Below are 21412 nucleotides of genomic sequence, written 5' to 3' on the forward strand. Positions count from 1 at the left end.
AAGCCGCTTACAGCGCCAGTCCGCCTCCGCCGCTGAAGGGCCGCTCGCCGGCGATTTTCATCACTTCAGCCCCTAAAGTGACAAACGGCGCCCGACGGCTGGCATAAATCAGGCCGCCCGATGTCGGCCGCACCGCTTTGACCATATCGGTTAGCGGATCGATGATTTCCGCGACGACATCGTCGGCGCTGACCCACTCGCCGGGCTGTTTTAGCTGCACCAGGATGCCGGTCGCCGGCGCGGTGACAATCTCCCCGGCGGCAAACGGCAGCATCACCGTTTCCTGCTGCGGAACCTCGGGCCTGGCGCCCGCCAGCACGCCGCGGTACTGCAGGTAACGGTAAATACGTTCGGCGTCGTCGCAGGCGGTGGCGTGATTCACCTCCTGCTGGCCGCGCAGCTCGACGGTCACCGCCATGCAGCCGGGCTGCTGCTGGCGCCACGACGGATTCCTCGCGCAAAGACGCTGCCACGGCAGGCCGCAGGCTTCATCAAACGAGTTGCCCCCGCTCTCCTGCGACAGCAGCACGGCGCCAATACCGAGGAAAGCCGCCAGAACTTTCGCCTCGCGTTGCCAGGCCGGGTCGGCGTAAAGGTGCAAAATCGCCTGGTCATCGCAGTGCAGATCGAGCACCAGATCGGCATCGCAGGCGAGGCTCAGCAGATGGTGGCGCAGGGCCTGCGCCTCGCTCACGGCGGGAAGCGCCGCCAGCGCCTCCCGCATCGCCGCGCGCACCCGCTGCAGATACTCGGGGCGCGTACCGGGCAAATCCGCCGGTAAACCGGCCTGCGCCAGCGCCGCCAGATCGGGAAAATCGCGGTTAAAATTGCGCCCGCTCGCCAGATCGAAACGGCCAATACCGCTGCTGAGCAGCACCTGGGCCAGCCCCGGCGGGTTGGCTACCGGCACAAGAATGATTTCGCCGCGCAGTTCGCCGCGCCGTTCCGCCTGGCTGAGTAATCTTTTAAGATAGTGCAGAACCAGCATGCCCGGGATTTCATCGGCGTGCAGCCCCGCCTGCAGATAGACCTTCTCTCCCGTGCCGGGCGCGCCGAAATGAAAATGGCTTAATTGCCGCTGCCCACCGAGTGCATGTTCAGGTAATGTATAGTGTTTAATTTTCATTGGACGTCCTGGTTGTGGAAAAGAAAGCCCGGCTTGACCGTATCGATCATAAGATCCTTGAAATTCTGCGCCGGGATGGCCGCATTTCTTATCAGAAGCTCTCGGAGCAGGTAAACCTCACCGCCCGTCCATGCCTGGAGCGGGTGCGCGGCCTCGAGCGCGACGGCATTATTCGCGGCTACAGCGCCATTGTAGAACTGCCCGAGCCGGAGCACGCGTTTGTGGTACAGGCGCAAATCGCGCTGGCCGACCACGGGCGCTCGCAGCCGGTGTTTGAACAGGAGATGCGCCAGACGCCCGAAGTGCTGGACTGCTGGCTGGTCAGCGGCAGCTTCGACTTTCTGGTACGCATCGGCTGCCGCAGCATGGCGCACTACTGCCAGCTGGCGGATAGCTGGCTGACCAGTAAAAAGTTTCACGTCGATAAAATCGTCACCCTGACCGAACTGCAGGCCATTAAGCGCTCCTGACTAGCCGCGCCGGATAAACGCCAGCCAGCGCCGCTCGGCGCGGGAAAAGGCGAAAATCAGCATAAAGGTGCAGAGCAGATACAGCGCCGCGGCCATCAGAAACGGAATAAACGGCGAATAGGTCATGGCGTAGAACGCGCGGGCCACGCCGGTAATATCCAGCAGGGTGACGGTGCTGGCCAGCGACGTGGCGTGCAGTAAAAAGACCATTTCATTATTCAGCGCCGGGATCCCGCGTCTGAGCGTCGCGGGCAGCACCAGACGACGAATAATCTGCCATTTCCCCATCCCATAGGCTTCCCCGGCGACCCACTCCTGGCGCGGAAAGGTCACCATCATCCCCGCCAGCAGCTCCGCGACGTACGCGGCCGTGTTGAGGACCAGCGCCAGCGTGGCGCAGAAGGTCGCATCGCGGAACAGCAGCCAGAACGGCTGGTCGTTCATCCAGCCCGTCTGCACGATATCGAACTGCGACAGGCCGTAGTAAATCAGCATCAGCTGGAGATAGAGCGGCGTGCTGCGGAAAAAATACGTAAAACCACGGATGGGCAGCGCCAGCGCGCGCGGGCCGTACACCTGCCCCACCGCCATCGCTATCGCCAGCGCCATCCCGGGAACGATGGAGAGCAAAAACAGCTCCGCCGTGACCGCCAGCCCGCTGGCGGCGCCGTTGCCGTCGCTCCACAAAAAGCTCGGGATCGCATCGAGAAAGGTTTGCAGATTCATAAGGCCGTCCCCGCCGTGGAAGAGCGCAGCGCGTAACGCTTCGCCAGGCGGCTGAACAGCCAGCTGGAGAGCGCGGTAATCACCATGTAAATCAGCGAGACCAGAAAATAGAAGAGGAACGGCTTTTGCGTGGCGCGCCCGGCCTGTTCGGCCAGCCATACCATATCCTCGAGGCCCAGGATCGACACCAGCGCCGATGCTTTCATCAGCCCCAGCCAGTTGTTGTTGATGCCCGGGATCGCGAAGCTCAGCATCTGCGGCAGCATCACCCGGCGGAACACCGTCCACGGCCGCATCCCGTAGGCCTGCGCGGCTTCGGTTTGCCCGCGATCGACGGTCAGAAAGGCGCCGCGAAAGGTCTCGGTGTAATAGGCGCCGAAAACAAAGCCGATCGCCAGCACGCCGGAGATAAAGGTATTGAAGCGCACCGGCCCGAGCCCCACCAGACCCAGCAGCAGGTTCACCAGCATCTCGCCGCCGAAAAACAGCAGCAGCATAATCACCAGCTCTGGGATACCGCGTACCAGCGTGGTGTAGGCGGTGGAAAACAGGCGCAGCCACGGCGGGCCGAAGAGCTTAATTAGCGAGTTAATCAGCCCCAGCAGCAGAGCGACCAGTAATGAAGAGAGCATCACGCACAGCGAAAGCGCCGCGCCGCGTAACAACAGGGGTAAATAGTCTGCGACCATATTCAGCCTTCCGCGGAGGTCGTAAAGGGGCGCAGGCCATCACCCGCGCCCGCATCTTCACGACTTATTTGCCATAAATATCAAAGCTAAAGTATTTTTTCTGGATCGCGTCGTAGGTGCCGTCGGCGCGGATTGCCTTAATGGCGCCGTTCAGCGCATCGCGCAGCGCCGGGTTGTCTTTATTCACCGCAATCCCCACGTCGGAGGAGATGCCGCCGTCCTGGATAACCGGACCGGCAAAGGCGAATTTCTGCCCGCGCGGGGTATCAATAAAGCCGGTCGCCGCCTGGATATTATCCTGCAACGCGGCGTCGATTCGCCCGGAGAGCAGGTCGAGGTAGACGTTATCCTGGTTAGCGTAACCGACAATTTTCACGCCATGATTGGCCCAGTTGGCCTTCGCAAACGCTTCATGGGTGGAGCCGGTCTGGACGCCGACGGTTTTGCCTTTCAGGCTGGCGACTTCAGGCAGCAGCGGGCTGCCTTTGCGCGCCACCAGCTGCGCCGCGCTGCGGTAGTAGCGGTCGGTGAAATCCACTTCCTTTTTACGCTCATCGGTAATATTGAGCGAAGCGATAATGGCATCGAACTTATGCGCGTTGAGGGCGGCAATCATGCTTTCGAACGGCTGCTTCACGAAAACGCATTTGGCTTTTAGCTGGGTGCACAGCGCATTGGCGATATCAATATCAAAGCCGGTAATTTCACCGCTGGGCGCCAGCACGTCAAACGGCGGATAGCCGCCATCGACGCCAAAGCTGATGGTGTCAAACTGCTGGGCGGCCAGCGGCGCGCTGAGCGCCATGCAGGCCAGTAGTGCGGCAAGGCGTATTTTCATTTCGATCTCCCCGGTGTTGGCGCGGTGATTAAAAACGCAGTGAGAGGCAGGTCAGGCCGCCATCCATTTTCTTAAATTCGCTGGTGTCGAGCTGCACGATAGGCATTCCCAGCTTGCTGATTTCGCCCAGGGTATAGGGGTAGCCCTGCGGCGTAATTAAGGTATCGTTGATCCACAGCGTATTTCCGGCGTAGGCCTCCTCTTCCGGGATCACGATGCTGTTGAAGCCGCTAAACGCCGGATGGTTAACGTAACCTTCCGTCAGCAGCAGCGTATTGCGGCCCACATAGTTGACGATCGATTTCAGATGCAGACCGGCGCTCACTTCAATCGCCGCGACCTGATAGCCGTGCGGCTCAACGGCGGCGGCAAACTCGCGGATCCCCTGCTCATCGGTGCGCGCCGTCAGGCCGATAAAAAACTGCTTATCCACTAACAGCACGTCGCCGCCGTCCATATGCCCGCGCTCGCTCATCCGCGCCAGCGGACGGAACCCCGCCAGCACCGGCGCAATGGTATCGACCTCGCCCTGACGGCTCGGCGCGCCCGGATGGGTAATCACCGCCAGTTCAGGCATCACCACCGCGGTATCTTCAACAAAGTGCGCATCAGGATAATCCGCCGCCGCGGGCAGTACGGTGACCTTCAGGCCAAGCTGCAGCAGGGTTTCTACATAGGCGAGAAACTGGCGGGTGGTGGCGGCGATATCCGGCGCGCCCAGCCGGGCGGTAGTTTGTCCTGCGCCGCAGGTGGCGGCCGGGAGACGGGCGATAGCTTGGGTAAAATGCATAAAGAACCCTCTGGTAGTGGTCGCATTGCTTAAGGCAAAATCGTGAGTGAATTTGATTATCAAACAGATGCCGCCGCCAATCAGGCTGAATCACTTTCCGGGGCCGCTTATTCACGCTGTATATCAGTTCAGATTCGACGTATTCCGCTGTGACCCTTAAGAAACAGCGGATGACGGGCAATAACTAACCTGATTCATCGCCCGGCTAAGCAAAATCATTAAGCGAATTTTACGCCTAACTATTCACCGTAACCGGCTCTGCGAAAAGCGTTTTTTACAGACATATCTGGACAGTCTTTTCATAATTCCTCCATTTTTAAGCAGCGTTCGCTGGCTAAACTAGTATCATTCCGTGAAACGTTTCAGGATGAGATAGCAAATTAATGAAAGGTAGCAATAAAAGCCGTTGGGCTGCGGTGCTGGTGGTCGCGATCGTCGCGGGCGCGGCGTACTGGTTCTGGCAGGGTCGCGAAGCGGCAAACAGCGGCGCGCCGACGGCATCAGGCGCGCGTCAGCAGGGGCCCGGAGGCGGACGCCCCGGTCGTTTTGGCGCCGCCCTCGCGCCGGTACAGGCGGCCACCGCCACCAGCGAAGCGGTACCCCGCTACCTTTCCGGCCTCGGCACCGTGACGGCGGCGAATACCGTCACCGTCCGCAGCCGCGTCGACGGCCAGCTGCTGGCCATCCACTTTACCGAAGGCCAGCAGGTCAAAGCGGGCGATCTGCTCGCGGAAATCGACCCCAGCCAGTTTAAAGTCGCCCTCGCCCAGGCAGAAGGCCAACTGGCGAAAGATCGGGCCACCCTCGCCAACGCCCGTCGCGATCTGGCGCGCTACCAGCAGCTGGTCAAAACCAATCTGGTTTCCCGGCAGGAGCTGGACACCCAGCAGTCGCTGGTCAGCGAAACCCAGGGTACGATCAAAGCGGACGAAGCCGCCGTCGCCAGCGCCCAGCTGCAGCTGGACTGGAGCCGCATCACCGCGCCAATCGACGGCCGGGTCGGCTTAAAACAGGTGGATATCGGCAACCAGATCGCCAGCGGGGACACCACCGGGATTGTGGTGCTGACGCAAACCCACCCGATCGACGTGGTCTTTACGCTGCCGGAAAACCAAATCGCCACCGTAGTACAGGCGCAGAAGGCGGGAAAAAAGCTGGCTGTCGAAGCCTGGGACCGCACCAATAAACAGAAAATCAGCGAAGGCTCACTGCTGAGCCTCGATAACCAGATTGACGCCACCACCGGCACCATCAAGCTGAAAGCGCGCTTTACTAACCTGGACGATGCCCTGTTCCCGAATCAGTTCGTCAACGCCCGTATGCTGGTCGATACCGAGCAGAACGCGGTGGTGATCCCAACCGCCGCGCTGCAAATGGGTAACGAAGGCCATTTCGTCTGGGTACTGAACGATGAGAACAAGGTCAGCAAGCACACCGTCACGCCGGGTATTCAGGACAGCCTGAAAGTGGTGATCAACGCCGGGCTTTCCGCCGGCGATCGCGTCGTAACCGACGGTATCGACCGTCTGACCGAAGGCGCGAAGGTTGAGGTGGTGGAAGCCCACGATGCGGCTACCGCCGCCGAGCCGGAAAAAGCCACCAGCCGCGAGTACGGTAAAAAAGGAGCGCGCTCCTGATGCAAGTGTTACCGCCGAGCAGCACGGGTGGCCCTTCCCGTCTGTTTATCATGCGCCCGGTCGCCACGACGCTGTTAATGGTGGCCATTATGCTGGCCGGGATTATCGGCTATCGTTTCCTGCCGGTTTCGGCGCTGCCGGAAGTGGACTACCCGACGATTCAGGTGGTAACCCTCTATCCCGGCGCCAGCCCGGACGTGATGACCTCGTCGGTGACCGCCCCGCTGGAGCGCCAGTTTGGCCAGATGTCCGGCCTCAAGCAGATGTCTTCCCAGAGCTCCGGCGGCGCGTCGGTGGTGACGCTCCAGTTCCAGCTCACGCTGCCGCTGGACGTCGCGGAACAGGAAGTACAGGCAGCCATCAACGCCGCCACCAACCTGCTGCCTTCTGACCTGCCTAACCCTCCGGTCTACAGCAAAGTTAACCCCGCCGATCCGCCGATTATGACCCTTGCGGTCACCTCTTCCGCCGTGCCGATGACCCAGGTCGAGGATATGGTGGAGACCCGCGTGGCGCAGAAAATCTCCCAGGTTTCCGGCGTCGGGCTGGTCACCCTCGCGGGCGGCCAGCGCCCGGCGGTACGCGTCAAGCTCAACGCCCAGGCCATCGCCGCCCTCGGGCTGACCAGCGAAACGGTGCGCACCGCGATAACCAGCGCCAACGTCAACTCGGCGAAGGGGAGCCTTGACGGCCCGTCGCGGGCGGTGACCCTCTCCGCCAACGATCAGATGCAGTCGGCGGAAGATTACCGCCGGCTGATTATCGCTTATCAGAACGGCGCGCCGATTCGCCTCGGCGACGTCGCCACCGTGGAACAGGGCGCGGAAAACAGCTGGCTTGGGGCATGGGCCAACAATCAGCGGGCGATCGTCATGAACGTCCAGCGCCAGCCGGGGGCGAATATTATCTCGACCGCCGACAGCATCCGCCAGATGCTGCCGCAGCTCACCGAAAGCCTGCCGAAATCGGTTAAAGTGCAGGTACTTTCCGACCGCACCACCAATATCCGCGCCTCGGTTAGCGACACCCAGTTCGAGCTGATGCTGGCCATCGCCCTGGTGGTGATGATTATCTACGTCTTTCTGCGCAACGTCCCGGCGACGATTATTCCCGGCATCGCCGTACCGCTATCGCTGGTCGGCACCTTTGCGGTGATGGTATTTCTCGATTTTTCGATTAACAACCTGACGCTGATGGCCCTGACCATCGCCACCGGCTTTGTGGTCGATGACGCCATCGTGGTGATTGAAAACATCTCGCGCTATATCGAGAAAGGCGAAAAGCCGCTGGCCGCCGCCCTGAAAGGGGCCGGAGAGATTGGCTTTACCATTATCTCGCTGACCTTCTCGCTGATTGCGGTGCTGATCCCGCTGCTGTTTATGGGCGATATCGTGGGCCGTCTGTTCCGCGAGTTCGCCATTACCTTGGCGGTGGCGATCCTGATTTCCGCGGTGGTGTCGCTGACCCTGACGCCGATGATGTGCGCCCGCATGCTGAGCCACGAGTCGCTGCGCAAGCAGAACCGCTTCTCGCGCGCCAGCGAGCGTTTCTTTGAGCGGGTGATCGCCGTCTATGGCCGCTGGCTGAGCCGGGTGCTGAATCATCCGTGGCTGACCCTGAGCGTGGCCCTCGGTACCCTGGTGCTGTCGATTATGCTGTGGGTGTTTATTCCGAAGGGCTTTTTCCCGATTCAGGACAACGGCATTATTCAGGGGACGCTGCAGGCGCCGCAGTCGGCGTCGTTCGCCAACATGGCCGAGCGCCAGCAGCAGGTGTCGGCGGCGATACTCAACGATCCGGCGGTGGAAAGCCTGACCTCCTACGTCGGCGTCGACGGTACCAACCCGGCGCTCAACAGCGCCCGCCTGCAAATCAACCTTAAGCCGCTGGACGAGCGCGACGATCGCGTGCAGACGGTGATCGGCCGCCTGCAGAACGCGGTGAGCGGCATTCCCGGCATTGAGCTTTACCTCCAGCCGACGCAGGATCTGACCATTGACACCACCGTCAGCCGCACCCAGTACCAGTTCACCCTGCAGGCCAACTCGCTGGACGCGCTCAGCAACTGGGTCCCGCAGCTGCTGGCCCGGCTGCAGGCGCTGCCGCAGCTCTCCGACGTCAGCAGCGACTGGCAGGATAAGGGCCTGGCGGCGTATATCAACGTTGATCGCGATAGCGCCAGCCGTCTCGGCATCAGCATGGCGGACGTCGATAACGCGCTGTATAACGCCTTCGGTCAGCGCTTAATCTCCACCATTTATACCCAGGCGAATCAGTACCGCGTGGTGCTGGAGCATGATACCCAGGCCACGCCGGGGCTGGCGGCGCTGGATAATATTCGTCTGACCAGCAGCGACGGCGGGATTGTGCCGCTGAAATCCATCGCCAGCGTCGAGGAGCGCTTTGCCCCGCTATCCATAAACCATCTCGATCAGTTCCCGGTTACCACCATCTCGTTTAACGTGCCGGACAACTATTCTCTGGGCGATGCGGTCGAAGCGATTCTTGGCGCCGAGCAGGCGCTGGAATTCCCGAGCGATATCCGTACCCAGTTCCAGGGCAGCTCGCTGGCCTTCCAGTCGGCGCTCGGCAGCACCGTCTGGCTGGTGGTTGCCGCGGTGGTGGCGATGTATATCGTCCTCGGAGTACTGTATGAAAGCTTTATTCATCCGATAACGATTCTCTCCACCCTGCCGACGGCGGGCGTCGGCGCGCTGCTGGCGCTATGGCTGGCGGGGAGCGAACTGGACGTTATCGCGATTATCGGCATCATTCTGTTGATCGGCATCGTCAAGAAAAACGCCATCATGATGATCGACTTCGCGCTGGCCGCCGAACGCGAGCAGGGCATGCCGCCGCGCGAGGCGATCTACCAGGCCTGCCTGCTGCGCTTCCGCCCGATCCTGATGACCACCCTCGCCGCCCTGCTGGGCGCGCTGCCGCTGATGCTCAGTACCGGCGTCGGCGCGGAGCTGCGGCGTCCGCTGGGGATTGGCATGGTCGGCGGTCTGATGCTCAGCCAGGTGCTGACGCTGTTCACGACTCCGGTTATCTATCTGCTGTTCGACCGGCTGTCGCTGTATATGAAGAGCCGGTTCCCGCGGCGTGAGGAGGAGGCGTAGGTGAAGTTTTTCGCCCTCTTCATTTACCGTCCGGTGGCGACGATTCTGATTTCGCTCGCCATTACCCTGTGCGGCATCCTCGGTTTCCGCCTGCTGCCGGTGGCGCCGCTGCCGCAGGTGGATTTCCCGGTCATCATGATCAGCGCCTCGCTGCCCGGCGCATCGCCGGAGACCATGGCCTCTTCGGTGGCGACGCCGCTGGAGCGCTCTTTGGGGCGGATTGCCGGGGTCAATGAGATGACCTCCTCCAGCTCGCTCGGCAGTACGCGCATCATTCTTGAGTTCAACTTTGACCGCGATATCAACGGCGCGGCCCGCGACGTGCAGGCGGCGATTAACGCCGCGCAAAGCCTGCTGCCGAGCGGCATGCCGAGCCGTCCGACCTACCGCAAAGCCAACCCGTCAGACGCGCCGATCATGATCCTCACCCTCACCTCGGATACCTGGTCCCAGGGTGAACTGTACGACTTCGCCTCTACCCAGCTGGCGCAGACCATTGCCCAGATTGACGGCGTCGGCGACGTGGACGTCGGCGGCAGTTCGCTGCCCGCGGTGCGCGTCGACCTCAACCCGCAGGCGCTGTTTAACCAGGGCGTATCGCTGGACGCGGTGCGCACCGCCATCAGCAACGCCAACGTACGTAAACCGCAGGGGGCGCTGGAAGATGCTACCCACCGCTGGCAGGTGGCGACCAACGACGAGCTGAAGACCGCCGCCGAATACCAGCCGCTGATCGTGCACTATAACAACGGCGCGGCGGTGCGCCTCGGCGACGTCGCCAACGTCACCGATTCGGTGCAGGACGTGCGCAACGCCGGGATGACTAACGCCAAACCGGCGATTTTGCTGATGATCCGCAAGCTGCCGGAAGCCAATATCATCGAGACGGTGGACAGCATTCGCGCCCGCCTGCCGGAGCTGCAGCGCACCATCCCGGCCTCTGTCGATCTGCAAATCGCCCAGGACCGCTCGCCGACCATCCGCGCCTCGCTGGAGGAAGTGGAGCAAACGCTGGTCATCTCGGTGGCGCTGGTGATCCTCGTGGTCTTCCTCTTCCTCCGCTCGGGGCGCGCGACGCTGATCCCGGCGGTGGCGGTTCCGGTTTCGCTGATCGGCACCTTCGCCGCCATGTACCTGTGCGGCTTCAGCCTTAACAACCTGTCGCTGATGGCGCTGACTATCGCTACCGGCTTCGTGGTCGATGACGCCATCGTGGTGCTGGAAAATATTTCCCGCCATCTGGAAGCCGGCATGAAGCCGCTGCAGGCGGCGCTGCAGGGGAGCCGGGAAGTCGGTTTTACCGTGCTGTCGATGAGCCTGTCGCTGGTGGCAGTGTTCCTGCCGCTGCTGCTGATGGGCGGCCTGCCGGGAAGGCTGCTGCGCGAATTCGCCGTTACCCTGTCGGTGGCGATTGGCATTTCGCTGGCGGTCTCTCTGACCCTGACGCCGATGATGTGCGGCTGGCTGCTGAAAAGCGGCAAGCCCCACGAGCCGACGCGCAAGCGCGGGGTTGGCCGCCTGCTGGTGGCGATTCAGGGCGGATACGGCAAATCGCTGAAGTGGGTGCTGAAGCACAGCCGCTTAACCGGCCTGGTGCTGCTTGGCACCATCGCGCTGAGCGTCTGGCTCTATATCTCGATTCCCAAAACCTTCTTCCCGGAGCAGGACACCGGGGTGCTGATGGGCGGTATCCAGGCGGACCAGAGTATCTCGTTCCAGGCGATGCGCGGCAAGCTGGAGGACTTTATGAAGATCATTCGTGAAGATCCGGCGGTGGACAACGTCACCGGTTTTACCGGCGGCTCGCGGGTCAACAGCGGAATGATGTTTATCACCCTCAAGTCGCGCGATGAGCGCCATGAAACGGCGCAGCAGATTATCGATCGGCTGCGGAAGAAGCTGGCCAAAGAGCCGGGGGCCAACCTGTTCCTGATGGCGGTACAGGATATCCGCGTCGGCGGCCGTCAGGCCAACGCCAGCTACCAGTATACGCTGCTGTCGGACGACCTTGCGGCGCTGCGGGAATGGGAGCCGAAAATCCGCAAAACGCTGGCGGCGCTGCCGGAGCTGGCGGACGTCAACTCCGACAGCCAGAATAACGGCGCGGAGATGGATCTGATCTACGATCGCGATACCATGTCGCGGCTCGGCATCAGCGTGCAGGACGCCAACAATCTGCTGAACAACGCCTTCGGTCAGCGGCAGATCTCAACCATCTACCAGCCGCTGAACCAGTATAAAGTGGTGATGCAGGTCGACCCGGTCTACACCCAGGACGTCAGCGCCCTCGATAAGATGTTTGTGATCAACAGCGAAGACAAGCCGATTCCGCTCTCCTATTTCGCCAAATGGCAGCCGGCTAACGCGCCGCTGTCGGTGAACCACCAGGGGCTGTCGGCGGCGTCGACCATCTCCTTTAACCTGCCTACCGGCAAGTCGCTGTCGGAAGCCAGCGACGCCATCAACCGGGCGATGACCCAGATTGGCGTGCCGTCCAGCGTCCGCGGGTCCTTCGCCGGGACCGCGCAGGTGTTCCAGGAGACCATGAACTCGCAGGTGATCCTGATTCTGGCGGCCATCGCCACGGTCTATATCGTGCTGGGGATCCTCTATGAGAGCTACGTTCATCCGCTGACCATTCTGTCGACCATTCCGTCCGCCGGCGTCGGTGCGCTGCTGGCGCTGGAGCTTTTCGATGCCCCGTTCAGCCTAATCGCGCTTATCGGGATTATGCTATTAATTGGCATCGTGAAGAAAAACGCCATCATGATGGTCGATTTCGCCCTTGAGGCGCAGCGCAACGGCAACCTGCCGCCGGAAGAGGCGATCTTCCAGGCCTGTCTGCTGCGCTTCCGGCCGATAATGATGACCACCCTGGCGGCGCTGTTCGGCGCGCTGCCGCTGGTTATCTCCGGCGGCGATGGCTCCGAGCTGCGCCAGCCGCTGGGGATTACCATTGTCGGCGGCCTGGTGATGAGTCAGCTGTTGACCCTGTACACCACGCCGGTGGTCTATCTGTTCTTCGACCGTCTGCGGCTGCGTTTTTCGCGAAAAGTCCCTCAACCGGTAAGCGAATAACATGACAGATCTTCCCTCCAGCGTGCGCTGGCAGCTGTGGATAGTGGCCTTCGGCTTTTTTATGCAGGCGCTGGATACCACTATCGTTAACACCGCCCTCCCCTCCATGGCGCAGAGCCTCGGGGAGAGCCCGCTGCATATGCATATGGTTATTGTCTCCTATGTGCTGACGGTGGCGGTGATGCTGCCCGCCAGCGGCTGGCTGGCGGATCGGGTCGGGGTGCGGAATATCTTTTTTAGCGCCATCGTGCTGTTTACCGCTGGCTCCCTGTTCTGCGCGCAGGCCGCCACGCTCGATCAGCTGATACTCGCCCGCGTGCTGCAGGGCGTCGGCGGCGCGATGATGGTGCCGGTTGGCCGCCTGACGGTGATGAAAATCGTCCCGCGCAGTCAATACATGGCGGCGATGACCTTCGTCACCCTGCCCGGCCAGGTGGGGCCGCTGCTCGGCCCGGCGCTCGGCGGGATGCTGGTGGAGTACGCCTCCTGGCACTGGATCTTCCTGATCAACATTCCGGTCGGCATCGTCGGCGCCATCGCCACGCTGTGCCTGATGCCCAACTACACCCTGCAAACCCGGCGCTTTGATATCTTCGGCTTTATTCTGCTGGCCGCCGGCATGGCGACGCTGACCCTGGCGCTCGACGGTAAAAAAGGGCTCGGGCTCTCCCCCCTGTGGCTGACGGCGCTGGTGGCCATCGGCGCGGCGTCAATGCTGTGCTATCTGTGGCACGCGCGCGGCAACCGCAACGCGCTGTTTAGCCTGAAGCTGTTTACCAACCGCACCTTTTCTCTTGGCCTTGGCGGCAGCTTCGCCGGGCGTATCGGCAGCGGCATGCTGCCGTTTATGACGCCGGTGTTTTTACAGATCGGCCTCGGCTTTACGCCGTTCCACGCCGGGCTGATGATGATCCCGATGGTGCTCGGCAGCATGGGGATGAAGCGCATTGTGGTCCAGGTGGTCAACCGCTTCGGCTATCGCCGGGTACTGGTGACCTCGACGATTGGCCTCGCGCTGGTCAGCCTGCTGTTTATGGCCGTTGCGCTCGCCGGCTGGTACTGGCTGCTGCCGGTGGTGCTGTTCCTGCAGGGGATGATTAACTCCAGCCGCTTTTCTTCAATGAATACGCTGACCCTGAAAGACCTGCCCGACGATCTGGCCAGCAGCGGCAACAGCTTGCTGTCGATGGTCATGCAGCTGTCGATGAGTATCGGCGTCACTATCGCCGGGATGCTGCTCGGTCTCTACGGCCAGCAGCATATCAGCGCCGATGCGGCGATCGCTCATCAGGTCTTTCTCTATACCTACTTAAGCATGGCGGTGATTATCGCGCTGCCGGCGCTGCTTTTTTCCCGCGTACCGGATGACACCACGACCAATACCGTGATTCGTCGCCGTAAAAGGAGTGAGTCTTGAAGTTCTGGCGTCCCGGCATTACCGGCAAGCTGTTTATCGCGATCCTCGCCACCTGCATCGTGCTGCTGATCAGTATGCACTGGGCGGTGCGTATCAGCTTTGAACGCGGCTTTATTGACTATATCAAGCGCGGCAACGAACAGCGCCTGACCATGCTCGGCGATGCCCTGAGCGAGCAGTATGCCCAGCACGGCAGCTGGACGTTCCTGCGCAACAACGACCGCTTTATTTTCCAGCTGCTGAAAACCTTTGAGCGCGACAACGATGACCGCTCGCCGCCGGGCCGCGGTATGGGCCACGGTCCGATGGATGAGCCGCACGGTGGCCCCGGCCCGGAAGAGATGCCGCCGGACGCCGCGCCGGACCGGCCGCTCGACGGTCCACGCGGCGATCGTGGCGACCGCGGTCCCGGCCCCGATATGCCTCCGCACGGCTGGCGCACCATGTTCTGGGTGGTCGATCAAAAAGGACGCGTACTGGTGGGCCCGCGCGAACGCGTGCCGAAGGACGGTACCCGGCGCAGTATTATGGTCGACGGCGTTGAGGTTGGCGCGGTCATCGCCTCGCCGGTTGAACGCCTGACGCGCAACACCGATATCAACTTTGACCGCCAGCAGAAACGTACCAGCTGGCTGATTGTCGCCCTCGCCACGCTGCTGGCGGCGCTGGCCACCTTCCCGCTGGCGCGCGGCCTGCTCGCGCCGGTTAAACGCCTGGTTGAGGGGACGCACCGTCTGGCGGCCGGCGATTTCTCCACCCGCGTCGCCGCCACCAGCAGCGATGAGCTGGGGCGTCTGGCCAAAGATTTTAACCAGCTGGCCAGCACCCTGGAACGCAACCAGCAGATGCGCCGGGACCTGATGGCCGATATTTCCCACGAGCTGCGCACGCCGCTGGCGGTACTGCGCGGCGAGCTGGAGGCGATTCAGGATGGGATCCGCAAATTTACCCCGGACTCCATCGCCTCCCTGCAGGCGGAAGTCGCTACCCTCACCAAACTGGTCGATGACTTACACCAGCTGTCGATGTCCGATGAAGGCGCCCTCTCCTACCAGAAAACCTCGGTGGATATCATCAATCTGCTGGAGGTCGCCGCCGGCGCGTTTCGCGAGCGCTTCGCCAGCCGCGGGCTGTCGATCGGCGTTTCGCTGCCGGAAAGCGCGACGATTTTCGGCGACCGGGATCGCCTGATGCAGCTGTTTAATAACCTGCTGGAAAACAGCCTGCGCTATACCGATAGCGGCGGCGGCCTGCAGATTAGCGCCAGCCAGAGCGGGGATATGCTGGTTCTCGATTTTGCCGATAGCGCCCCCGGCGTCACCGATGAACAGCTGGAGCGGTTGGTCGAGCGTTTTTATCGTACTGAGGGGTCGCGCAATCGTGCCAGCGGCGGCTCTGGTTTAGGGCTGGCGATTTGCCTTAACATTGTCGCGGCCCACGGCGGTACTTTGCGTGCCGGCCATTCGCCTTTGGGCGGGGTTAGCATTAAAGTAGAACTACCTCTGGAACGTAATTTATCGAGAGACGTATGACTGAATTACCTGTTGATGAAAACACGCCACGCATTCTTATCGTGGAAGATGAGCCCAAGCTGGGTCAGCTGCTGATCGATTATCTTCAGGCGGCGGGCTATGCGCCGACGCTGATTAATCACGGCGATCGGGTTCTCCCGTACGTTCGCCAGACGCCGCCACATCTGATCCTGCTGGATCTGATGCTGCCCGGCACCGACGGCCTGACCCTGTGTCGGGAAATCCGCCGTTTCTCTGAGGTACCGGTGGTCATGGTCACCGCCAAAATCGAGGAGATCGACCGCCTGCTGGGGTTAGAAATCGGCGCCGATGACTATATCTGTAAGCCCTACAGCCCGCGCGAGGTGGTGGCCCGCGTGAAGACCATTCTTCGCCGCTGCAAACCGCAGCGCGATCTGCAGGCGCTGGATGCGGAAAGCCCGCTGATTGTCGACGAAGGTCGTTTTCAGGCTTCCTGGCGCGACAAGCTGCTGGACCTCACGCCCGCCGAGTTCCGCCTGCTGAAAACCCTCTCCCAGGAACCGGGTAAAGTCTTCTCGCGCGAACAGCTGCTGAATCACCTGTACGATGATTACCGCGTGGTGACCGACCGAACGATCGATAGCCATATCAAAAACCTGCGGCGTAAGCTGGAGTCGCTGGACGCCGAGCAGTCGTTTATCCGCGCCGTTTACGGCGTAGGGTACCGCTGGGAAGCCGACGCCTGCCGGCTGGCATAGTTAGCCCCTGCCCGACTTTCCCCGGCTCGCGCTGCGCTTAGCCGGGCTACTGACTCACCGCCGTCTGCGGGCCGGTTAGCCCGGACAGGCGCGTCAAGCGCCGCCTCCGGGGAAAAAGCAGCGGCTGAAACCGGCAGATAGCGGCCGCTTGATGCCTACCCGGAACTGATTTGCCGTCCGCTTATCGCCAAAGATACCCGACTGATATTTACTCCCCTCCCCCACGGCGCTACAATGCCCGCCCTTAATGTGGGGGCACTCCCCAACTCGCCGTACCGGGTGCGGCGAATCTGACCTGTCATCAGAACGAGAAAATCATGTTTAAACCGGAACTCCTTTCCCCGGCGGGAACGCTGAAAAATATGCGTTACGCTTTCGCTTATGGCGCAGATGCCGTTTACGCGGGCCAACCGCGCTACTCCCTGCGCGTGCGTAATAACGAATTCAATCACGAAAATCTGCAGCTCGGCATCAACGAAGCCCACGCGCTGGGTAAAAAATTCTATGTGGTGGTCAACATTGCCCCGCATAACGCCAAGCTAAAAACGTTTATTCGCGATCTGAAGCCGGTGGTGGAAATGGGGCCGGACGCGCTGATCATGTCCGACCCGGGGTTGATCATGCTGGTGCGCGAAAATTTCCCGCATATGGATATTCACCTGTCGGTACAGGCCAACGCCGTCAACTGGGCGACGGTCAAGTTCTGGCAGCAAATGGGGCTCACCCGCGTTATTCTCTCCCGCGAGCTGTCGCTGGATGAAATCGCCGAAATTCGCAGCCAGGTGCCGGAAATGGAGATCGAAATTTTCGTTCACGGCGCGCTGTGCATGGCCTACTCCGGCCGCTGCCTGCTCTCTGGCTATATCAACAAACGCGACCCAAACCAGGGGACCTGCACTAACGCCTGCCGCTGGGAGTATAACGTGCAGGAAGGTAAAGAAGACGACGTCGGTAATATCGTGCATAAGCACGAACCGATCCCGGTGCAGAACGTCGAGCCGACGCTGGGCATTGGCGCGCCGACTGACCAGGTGTTTATGATTGAAGAGGCCAAACGTCCGGGCGAATACATGACCGCTTTCGAAGACGAACACGGCACCTACATTATGAACTCGAAAGATCTGCGCGCGATTGCCCACGTTGAGCGCCTGACCCAGATGGGCGTTCACTCGCTGAAAATCGAAGGCCGCACCAAATCACATTACTATTGCGCCCGTACCGCTCAGGTCTACCGCAAGGCCATTGACGATGCTGCCGCTGGCAAACCGTTCGACACCTCCCTGCTGGATACCCTGGAAAACCTCGCGCACCGTGGCTATACCGAAGGCTTCCTCCGTCGCCACACGCACGATGACTACCAGAACTACGAGCACGGCTACTCCGTTTCCGAACGCCAGCAGTTTGTCGGCGAATTTACCGGCGAGCGCAACGGCCAGCTGGCGGCGGTGGCGGTGAAAAACAAATTTTCCGTCGGCGACAGCCTTGAGCTGATGACCCCGCAGGGCAACGTTAACTTTACCCTCGAGCATATGGAAAACGGCAAAGGCGAACGCATGCCGGTGGCGCCGGGCGATGGCCACACAGTATGGTTGCCTGTTCCGGAAGATATGGCGCTGCAGTATGCGCTGCTGATGCGTAATTTTACTGGTCAGACGACCCGAAACCCGCACAGTAACTAGTTAATTTGGGTTATTTTTTCACGATGTAAAGATATTAGAAACGGATCACATACCGGTTCGTTCAAAGCAGATATCATCCATTTCGCTGAAAAACATAACCCATAAATGCTAGCTGTACCAGGAACCACCTCCTTAGCCTGCGTAATCTCCCTTACGCGGGCTTATTTTTTTATCACTCTCCCGGCCTTCCCATTCCGCATGCGGTACACTTTATGCATCATTGAGCAACAAAGGTCCCCTGATAATGTCCACGTTTCCAGCCAGCTTACTGATTCTGAATGGTAAAGGCGCCAATGAACCGTCCCTGCGAGAGGCGGTTAAACTGTTACGCGACGAAGGTATCGATATTCACGTCCGCGTCACCTGGGAAAAGGGCGATGCCGTTCGGTTTATCGATGAAGCCCTGACGCTGAATGTCGAAACGGTGATTGCCGGCGGCGGCGATGGCACCATCAATGAGGTGGCGACGGCGCTGGTGGAGCGCGACGGCAATCTGGCGCTGGGGATTTTACCGCTGGGCACGGCGAACGACTTCGCCACCAGCGTCGGCATCCCCCAGGATCTGGCCAGCGCCCTGAAGCTGGCCATCGTTGGCCGCGATGTGGCGATAGATGTTGCACGGGTTAACGATAAGACCGGTTTTATTAATATGGCCACCGGCGGTTTCGGCACCCGAATCACGACCGAAACCCCGGAGAAGCTCAAGGCCGCGCTGGGCGGCGTCTCATATTTAATCCACGGCCTGATGCGCATGGATACGCTTAAGCCGGACCGCTGCGAAATCCGCGGCGAGAACTTTCACTGGCATGGCGACGCGCTGGTCATCGGCATCGGCAACGGGCGCCAGGCCGGCGGCGGCCAGCAGCTGTGCCCGGAAGCGTTAATCAACGACGGCCTGCTGCATCTGCGCATTTTCACCGGCGAAGAGCTAATCCCCGCGCTGTTCAGCACCCTGGCCAATCCGGAAACCTCGCCGAATATTATCGACGGCGTCTCATCGTGGTTCGAGATCACCGCTCCCCACGAGATGACGTTTAATCTCGATGGTGAACCGCTAACCGGCAAAACCTTCCGTATGGAGCTGTTACCGGCCGCGCTACGCTGCCGACTGCCGCCGGACTGCCCGCTGCTACGTTAATCAGGTTTCGCAAAGCAAAGACGGCGCCCGGCTGGTATACAGCAGCCGGGTACGTTCGTTGAGCCGCTGGATGTTAAGGTAAAACGGCACCTGCGGCTGGAGGAAAAACGCTGGCAGAATACGCTTTACATGCTCTTCCTGCTCGGTCTCGCCGATGCTGGCTGAGACGGTTTCCGAACGCAGGAAGTAGTGCTGGCCGTCGCGGGTAAAGCTAAACCAGATGTTCTGATTAATGGTAAACGCAGCGCCCTGTGGCGGCGTAATTTCCCCCCGGACCATCGCCAGCCCGCGGCTGCTATCAAATACGTAGCGTAAGGAAATATCGCCCTGGTAGCCTGCGTTAATTAGCCGCATCTCGCCGCTGCACTGGAAATGATTGCGCTGCCAGTATTGCCAGGATTTTATCATTATTCCGCTAAGCACCCCGATAAATACGATAGCGATTAACCATTTAATTTCACACGGGCGCATTGGCTACCTCCTTAATGTAATATTTGGTGAGGCATTGATTATCACGCCATTGACTAAATGGCTGACGGCAGCGAATCACCGACACCCGCGCTTGCCCGGGATAAAGCGTCAAATAAATCCACGAGTATTCTTCACATTCAAATTTGCTGCGCTTGATAAAATTGACATGACGAACGTGATCAACCACATCATTATTGGCAAAGAAATGACATTGTTGCGAAAGTTTAGCAATTATGGGCGAATAAGTTTGCAAATAAGAGTCGAATTCTGTTTGCCACGCAACAAAACCGCCGACCAGACAGCTCAGCAGCGCCGCAAGCCCCCATAACAGAGAGCATCGCGGCCTTAACCGCTTTTTTTCAGGCACACTCGCAGCCGCGACCTCCTCGTGCACGGGCCCATCTACGGGCACCTGTGGCTCCGGCGCCTTCTCCATCTCGCACGGCTGGGACTCCGTCACCGATATTGTCGCATCCAGCCTGACGCCAACCCTCGGCAGCGTAATAATAATATCGCCCTCCATGCCCAGCTCTTTAAATGCCCGGCGCAGCAGAGAAATATTCTGGTAGAAACCGTTGCTGGTTACCTGGGAGCCATGCTTTATCCACACTTCCTCGAAAAAGGTTTCGCGGGCAACGGTTTTGCCATCCTGCTGAATAAGCAGCAATAAACAACGGCTGGCCGGCATATTTAATGAAACCGTTTTCGTCTCGTCAGCAATGAGTATTAGAGCACCACGTTGAGGAATAAATGTAATTATTCCATTAATCGTATATGTTTTTTCCATCCTGTTCCCTGAGAATAGTAATCAAGTGGATAAGCGGCATGGGTACCCTACTCTAATACGGTAATCCTTTATGACGCAGCTGATAACTTAAGATTATTCGCAGGCGAGTTTACTCTATTACTCAGCGGATCTGGAGGCGTAATGCGCAGTTTTTCCTTGCAATTAACAAGGTTTAAATGAATTTACAGCATGGAATATTTTGAAATTTGAAGAAAATCTGGTTATTTATTTCAAAATGAATAATAAACACAAATTATGATTCCATATATTTTCATTCATACAACAGATACTTTCATTTTAGATCTAAACACCACTTTTACATTAATAGACGATATTTATAACTATTAATACATATCATTTCAAAGTTTTATCCAAAAACAGGGCGCATTGTCCGCGAGACAATGCGCCATATCGCTTAGTATGCCGCCACCTCGCGCGCCATTTCGCGCGTATATTGCCGGCTGGCGTTAACCAGCATCTGCGTATAGGCCGTTTGCGCCTCGCCGTTGACCAGCGCATCGACCGTCAGGGTTTCAAGGATTTTCCCGTACTGCATTACCGCCACCTTCTGGCATAAATGGGCAATGACGCCCAAATCGTGGGTCACCATCAGGTAAGTGAGTTTAGCCTCCTGCTGCAATTCTGCCAGCAGGTTGAGGATCTCGGCCTGCACCGACACATCCAGCGCCGACGTCGGCTCATCCAGCAGCAGCACCTGCGGCTCAAGGATCAGCGCTCTGGCAATCGCCACGCGTTGCCGCTGGCCACCGGAAAGCTGATGCGGATAGCGTTCGCGAAACGCACGATTGAGGCCCACTTTGTCCAGCAGCGCATGAATCCGCCGGTCGCGATCGTGAATGCGATGAATCTGCAGCGGCTCTTCAAGGATATCGCCAATGGTGTGACGGGGATGCAGCGATCCGTACGGGTCCTGAAATACCATCTGCACCTGACGGCAGCGCTCGCGGCTAATCTCATGCCCTAAGCGCTGCCCGTCAATGGTTAGCTCCCCCTGCCAGTGGGTAAACAGCCCCGCCAGGCACTTCAGCACCGTGGTTTTGCCGGAGCCGGACTCCCCCACCAGACCGTAGATCTCGCCGGGCTTAACGTGGAAATTAACGTCGTACAGCACCTGGTTACGCTTCTCCCCTTCGCCAAATGCGAGGTTGAGACGTTGAACTTCAATCATCATC

General features: G+C 59.8%; 17 protein-coding genes. 9 read left to right on the forward strand and 8 right to left on the reverse strand.

Going from position 1 to position 21412, the window contains the following annotated elements:
- Positions 1-7: 7 nt before the first annotated feature.
- Positions 8-1126, reverse strand: a complete 1119-nt coding sequence (locus SIK97_RS13870; protein ID WP_014230090.1) for a succinylglutamate desuccinylase/aspartoacylase family protein — start codon at positions 1124-1126, stop codon at positions 8-10.
- Positions 1127-1140: 14 nt separating this feature from the next.
- Here SIK97_RS13870 and SIK97_RS13875 point away from each other — a divergent pair, with 14 nt between their 5' ends.
- Positions 1141-1596 (forward strand): Lrp/AsnC family transcriptional regulator, encoded by a 456-nt coding sequence (locus SIK97_RS13875; protein ID WP_025107779.1) that lies wholly within the window; start codon positions 1141-1143, stop codon positions 1594-1596.
- On the opposite strand, the gene SIK97_RS13880 is transcribed toward SIK97_RS13875, so the two are convergent.
- The 4 genes from SIK97_RS13880 to SIK97_RS13895 form a co-directional block, all read right to left on the reverse strand.
- Positions 1597-2322 (reverse strand): ABC transporter permease, encoded by a 726-nt coding sequence (locus SIK97_RS13880; protein ID WP_014230092.1) that lies wholly within the window; start codon positions 2320-2322, stop codon positions 1597-1599.
- A complete protein-coding gene (locus SIK97_RS13885; RefSeq protein WP_016946939.1) occupies positions 2319-3011 on the reverse strand; it encodes an ABC transporter permease in 693 nt (230 codons plus the stop codon). The genes SIK97_RS13880 and SIK97_RS13885 overlap by 4 nt, the downstream gene beginning before the upstream one ends.
- 64 nt (positions 3012-3075) lie before the next feature.
- Positions 3076-3849 (reverse strand): ABC transporter substrate-binding protein, encoded by a 774-nt coding sequence (locus tag SIK97_RS13890; protein WP_032719853.1) that lies wholly within the window; start codon positions 3847-3849, stop codon positions 3076-3078.
- 28 nt (positions 3850-3877) lie between these two features.
- Positions 3878-4639 (reverse strand): dimethylarginine dimethylaminohydrolase family protein, encoded by a 762-nt coding sequence (locus tag SIK97_RS13895; protein WP_014838974.1) that lies wholly within the window; start codon positions 4637-4639, stop codon positions 3878-3880.
- A gap of 383 nt (positions 4640-5022) precedes the next feature.
- Here SIK97_RS13895 and SIK97_RS13900 point away from each other — a divergent pair, with 383 nt between their 5' ends.
- From SIK97_RS13900 to yegS, 8 genes are all read left to right on the forward strand, one after another.
- Positions 5023-6276: an MdtA/MuxA family multidrug efflux RND transporter periplasmic adaptor subunit gene (locus SIK97_RS13900; protein ID WP_014230096.1), complete on the forward strand. Its 1254-nt coding sequence runs from the start codon at positions 5023-5025 to the stop codon at positions 6274-6276.
- Positions 6276-9398 (forward strand): MdtB/MuxB family multidrug efflux RND transporter permease subunit, encoded by a 3123-nt coding sequence (locus SIK97_RS13905; protein WP_057173272.1) that lies wholly within the window; start codon positions 6276-6278, stop codon positions 9396-9398. The genes SIK97_RS13900 and SIK97_RS13905 overlap by 1 nt, the downstream gene beginning before the upstream one ends.
- On the forward strand, positions 9399-12476 hold the full coding sequence (mdtC, locus tag SIK97_RS13910; RefSeq protein WP_016946935.1) for a multidrug efflux RND transporter permease subunit MdtC: 3078 nt from the start codon (positions 9399-9401) through the stop codon (positions 12474-12476).
- Between the two features lies 1 nt (position 12477).
- Positions 12478-13893 (forward strand): MFS transporter, encoded by a 1416-nt coding sequence (locus tag SIK97_RS13915; RefSeq protein WP_014230099.1) that lies wholly within the window; start codon positions 12478-12480, stop codon positions 13891-13893.
- Positions 13890-15425, forward strand: coding sequence for a two-component system sensor histidine kinase BaeS (gene baeS / locus SIK97_RS13920; RefSeq protein ID WP_016946933.1), 1536 nt, complete (start codon positions 13890-13892; stop codon positions 15423-15425). The genes SIK97_RS13915 and baeS overlap by 4 nt, the downstream gene beginning before the upstream one ends.
- Positions 15422-16144 carry a two-component system response regulator BaeR gene (gene baeR, locus SIK97_RS13925; RefSeq protein ID WP_014230101.1) on the forward strand — a complete coding sequence of 241 codons (723 nt, stop codon included), beginning with the start codon at positions 15422-15424 and terminating at the stop codon, positions 16142-16144. Before baeS ends, baeR begins: the two co-directional genes overlap by 4 nt.
- A gap of 317 nt (positions 16145-16461) precedes the next feature.
- Positions 16462-17823, forward strand: a complete 1362-nt coding sequence (gene yegQ, locus SIK97_RS13930) for a tRNA 5-hydroxyuridine modification protein YegQ (protein WP_025107782.1) — start codon at positions 16462-16464, stop codon at positions 17821-17823.
- A gap of 244 nt (positions 17824-18067) precedes the next feature.
- Complete coding sequence (gene yegS / locus SIK97_RS13935; RefSeq protein ID WP_009654032.1) at positions 18068-18961, forward strand: lipid kinase YegS; 894 nt, start codon at positions 18068-18070, stop codon at positions 18959-18961.
- Here the strand turns inward: yegS and SIK97_RS13940 are convergent, their stop codons facing one another.
- The 3 genes from SIK97_RS13940 to SIK97_RS13950 form a co-directional block, all read right to left on the reverse strand.
- Positions 18962-19432 carry a hypothetical protein gene (locus SIK97_RS13940; protein WP_057173271.1) on the reverse strand — a complete coding sequence of 157 codons (471 nt, stop codon included), beginning with the start codon at positions 19430-19432 and terminating at the stop codon, positions 18962-18964.
- Positions 19419-20219: a winged helix-turn-helix domain-containing protein gene (locus SIK97_RS13945; protein WP_057173270.1), complete on the reverse strand. Its 801-nt coding sequence runs from the start codon at positions 20217-20219 to the stop codon at positions 19419-19421. The genes SIK97_RS13940 and SIK97_RS13945 overlap by 14 nt, the downstream gene beginning before the upstream one ends.
- A gap of 415 nt (positions 20220-20634) precedes the next feature.
- Positions 20635-21408: an ABC transporter ATP-binding protein gene (locus SIK97_RS13950; protein WP_014230105.1), complete on the reverse strand. Its 774-nt coding sequence runs from the start codon at positions 21406-21408 to the stop codon at positions 20635-20637.
- Between the last annotated feature and the right edge of the window lie 4 nt (positions 21409-21412).

Origin of the sequence: Klebsiella sp. JN_Kp126 (genome assembly GCF_033843325.1) — a bacterium.
In the GTDB taxonomy this organism is placed as follows: Bacteria; Pseudomonadota; Gammaproteobacteria; order Enterobacterales; family Enterobacteriaceae; genus Klebsiella; species Klebsiella michiganensis.